Annotated in this window: 2 protein-coding genes; one reads left to right on the forward strand and one right to left on the reverse strand. The window is 63.9% G+C overall.

Annotated elements, in window-relative coordinates; genetic code table 11:
- Window positions 1-1,028, reverse strand: a 1,028-nt coding sequence (ilvA, locus tag ACXJ7R_RS30955) for a threonine ammonia-lyase IlvA (RefSeq protein ID WP_457155127.1), incomplete at its 3' end; no start/stop codon positions are given.
- 203 nt (window positions 1,029-1,231) lie between these two features.
- On the opposite strand from ilvA, the gene ACXJ7R_RS30960 reads away from it, so the two are divergent.
- Window positions 1,232-2,062: aminopeptidase P family N-terminal domain-containing protein (locus tag ACXJ7R_RS30960; RefSeq protein WP_457155128.1), on the forward strand; the 831-nt coding region annotated here is incomplete at its 3' end.

A 2,062-nucleotide genomic window follows, 5' to 3' on the forward strand; every position in this document is an offset into this window, starting at 1 on the left:
GGAAAGCGGATGATGAAGTATTTCTTCAGGCCCTCGAAGCGCAGCGCCCGCTCCTTGACGTCGGGCAGACGCTCGAAATCGAAATTGCCGCCCGAAACCACGGCGACGATCGTCTTGCTCCTGATCTCCTTCCTGGAAAAATCCTTCAGCGCGTCGATCGCCAGCGCGCCGGCCGGCTCCAGCACGACGCCTTCGACATTGAGCATCTCGATCATGGTGGCGCAGAGCCGGTTCTCCGGGATCAGCCGCACCATGTCGGCTGGGAAATCCTTGAGATGCCGCAACGGCTCGCGGCCAATCTCGGCGACCGCCGCGCCATCGACGAAATTGTCGACCTTGGCGAGCTTCAGGCGCTTTCCGGCAATGAGGCTCTCCCGCAGGCTAGGCGCACCGGCCGGCTCACAGAAGACGAAGCGGGCTTCGCGGCCCTGATCGGCGAAATAATGGGTGACGCCGGCGGCGAGCCCGCCACCGCCGACCGGCAGCATGATGATGTCGGGCATACGGGCGCCCGGCATCTGGCCTGATATCTCATAGGCGACAGTCGCCTGGCCCTCGATGATGTCCTTGTGGTCGAAGGGCGGCACCATGTGGGCGCCGGAATTTTCGGTGAATTCGAAGGCGGCGCGGTAGCAATCGTCGAAAAAGTCGCCGACCAGCCTGATCTCGACGAAATCGCCGCCGAACAGCCTGGTCTTGTCGATCTTCTGCTGCGGCGTCGTCACCGGCATGAACACGACGCCTTTCTTGCCGAAGTGGCGGCAGACGAAAGCGAAGCCCTGCGCATGGTTGCCGGCGGACGCGCAGACGAACAGTTCAGCCTCGTTGCCGGCCGCAAGTGTCTTGCGGAAGAAATTGAAGGCGCCACGGATCTTGTAGGAACGCACCGGCGACAGGTCCTCACGCTTCAGCAGCACCCGAGCCCCGGTCTTTTTCGACAGGTAGTCGTTCTCCTGCAGCGGCGTTTCCGGAAATATCTGGCGGATCGCTGCGGCAGCGGTGGCGACACGGGAAGAGAAACTGTTCATCGAAAACCACCTTGCACCGCCTGTTATCCGCAGACCGCTATCATCGATCGGGCCGCGCTCCGGCTGTATGTTGCACGCGCTGCCGTCGTGCGGCCGATCCCGCCTATTGCATATCCGGGGCCTCGACGCCATTGTCCTGCCAGTCTTGCCCCTCTGCAGCGGGCATTCGCAGAATCCTTGCAAGCACTTGGAGGCGTTTGTTCATGCCTGTCGCATCGGTCGGCCTGAAATCCATGTCGCTGCCGGAATTCGGCGAGCCGACGGTGATGCCGCTGGTTGCGCGCGCCATCCACGAAGCCCGCATCGCGGCGCTGACGGCACTGGGCGCCAAGGCCGGCCTCGATGCCTTCGCCATCTATGGCGACCGCGAACACGCGGCCAATGTTGCCTATCTCTCGGGCTATGATCCGCGCTTCGAGGAAACGCTGCTGGTCATCATTCCCGGCAAGCAGCCAAGGCTTCTCGTCGGCAATGAAGGCTGGGGCTATGCCGAACTCTGCGACGGGCCATACGAACGTGTCCTCTACCAGACGTTCTCGCTGCCGGCTCAGCCGCGCGACCGCTCGGACGCGCTGCCCGACATCCTCGCCGATAGCGGCCTGAGGCCCGGCCAGCGCATCGGCGCGGTCGGCTGGAAACCGTTCGGCGCAGGCGATGCAGGTCTTGGCGAGATGGCGCTCGACATGCCCTCCTTCATCGCCGATACGCTGCGCGCGCTTGTCGGCGACAAGGGCGCGGTCGTGAACGCGGCCAATCTGTTGATGAACCCCACCGACGGACTGCGCGCCATCAACGAGGCCGACCAACTGGCTGCCTTCGAATTCGCCGCGACCTTCACCTCGCAGGGCTTGCGCAATGTCCTGCAAGGCATCGAACCCGGTATGACCGAATTGCAGGCGGCCCGGCTGATGGGCATGAACGGCTTGCCGCATGGCTGTCATCCGATGCTGTCGGCGGGCAAGCGGGCCGTCTATGGCCTGCCCAGCCCGCGCCTCGACATCATCCGGCGTGGCGACCCGATCACCATGGCCTAT

It is taken from the genome of Mesorhizobium sp. P5_C1 (assembly GCF_054049815.1).